Genomic DNA, 1482 nt, shown 5'->3' on the forward strand with positions numbered 1-1482 from the left:
ATGATGTATCATCTGGTCAAAGCCCTGCATATGGCGGGCCGCTGCATCGAATGCGGGGAATGCGAACGGGTCTGCCCGGCGGACATTCCCTTAATGCTGATCAACCACAAACTGGCCAAGGATGCCAACCACTTCTTCGGCCCCTATGAAGCCGGGATCAGTTATGTGGAAGGTCAAAAACCAGCTTTGAGTGTTTACCGGGAAGACGATCCCGACGACTTCATATAAGGGGGGAGAAGCGTGAAAATACTGGCCAAAGACAAGGTAGAGGCCTTACTGGACAAAATCGCACAACAGGCGGCAGTTTTCGTACCCCTGGCAGTTGAACAGGGCAGCGGCTTCTACCCCTGGAACGATGAGAATAAAGATAAGCCCCTGCTCTTAGACGCTTTAAATGTGTATACCTCGCCCAAATACGTCCTGTTCCCCCAGACCGAGCGGATGTATGACCTCAAACAGCAGGGGCAGGAGCTAGAGATTGACAAAACCTATGAAGACCACAGTGAACGGGTCATCTTCGGGGTCAGGGCCTGTGACGCCAGGGCCATGCGCAGTTTAGACGACGTATTCCTTACCCGGGGGTTTACGGACAGCTTTTACAAAGCCCGGCGGGACAACGTCACCGTGATCGGCAATGCCTGCTACAACCCGGGGGCCAATTGCTTCTGTGAGGCTATGGGTGTTAGCATGACCGACCCGGAAAGCGATGTCATCATAAGAGATGCCGGAGATGAAGGCTATATCTGGGAACCTCAAACTGACCAGGGCGAAAAGCTGACCCAGGCAGTGGCCGAAGTCCTCACCGATAAAGAGCTTACTGCCCCTCAGGCAGGGCCATTTCAGACTGAGGTTGATTATGAGGGGGTAGCGGAAAAGCTCCAAGGCATGTTCGAACACCCGCTGTGGGAACGCATGAGCGAGCCCTGTGTCAACTGCGGGGCCTGCACCTACATCTGCCCCAGCTGCCACTGTTTTGACATACAGGTCAAAATGTGGGGGGATAGTGGTTATCGTTTCCGCTGCTGGGACTCCTGCATGTATGCCGAATATTCCGCTGAAGCCGGGGGAGGCAATCCGCGTCCTACTGGAGTGGAACGCTTCCGCAACCGCTTCTTGCACAAGCTGGAGTTCTTCAACGAACGCTATGGCTACTCCTTATGCACCGGATGCGGGCGCTGCACCATCGTGTGCCCGGCCGGGGTCAGGATTACCGACATCATCAAACAGATCAAGGAGGTGGACAGCAGTGTCGAACTGTAATTGCGAACAACCGCTGGTGCCTCATATCGTTGAAGTGATAGATATCGTAGAGGAAACCCCGGATGTTAAAAGCTTTTATGTCAAAAGCCCCGCAGGGGGGCTGCCTTATCAGGTCATGCCCGGGCAGTGTTCCATGCTGTCCCTGCCGGCAGGGGAAGGCATGTTCTCCTGCACCTGGCAGGAAGGCCGGGAATACCAGCAGTACGCCATCAAAAGAGTGGG

2 protein-coding genes and 1 pseudogene are annotated in these 1482 nt (G+C 54.9%); all 3 read left to right on the forward strand.

Annotation, left to right across the window (positions count from 1 at the left end):
• A partial coding sequence (locus B3W37_RS05125) for a 4Fe-4S dicluster domain-containing protein (RefSeq protein WP_483174979.1) occupies nt 1-228 on the forward strand: 228 nt, incomplete at its 5' end.
• 12 nt (nt 229-240) lie between these two features.
• The gene (locus tag B3W37_RS05130; protein ID WP_483174980.1) at nt 241-1260 is read left to right on the forward strand and encodes a 4Fe-4S dicluster domain-containing protein; all 1020 of its coding nucleotides are present in this window, start codon (nt 241-243) and stop codon (nt 1258-1260) included.
• A pseudogene (locus B3W37_RS05135) lies at nt 1247-1482 on the forward strand (hydrogenase); the annotation flags it as partial. The gene B3W37_RS05130 and the pseudogene B3W37_RS05135, both read left to right, overlap by 14 nt.

This window comes from Syntrophomonas sp. UBA5494, assembly GCF_002426325.1.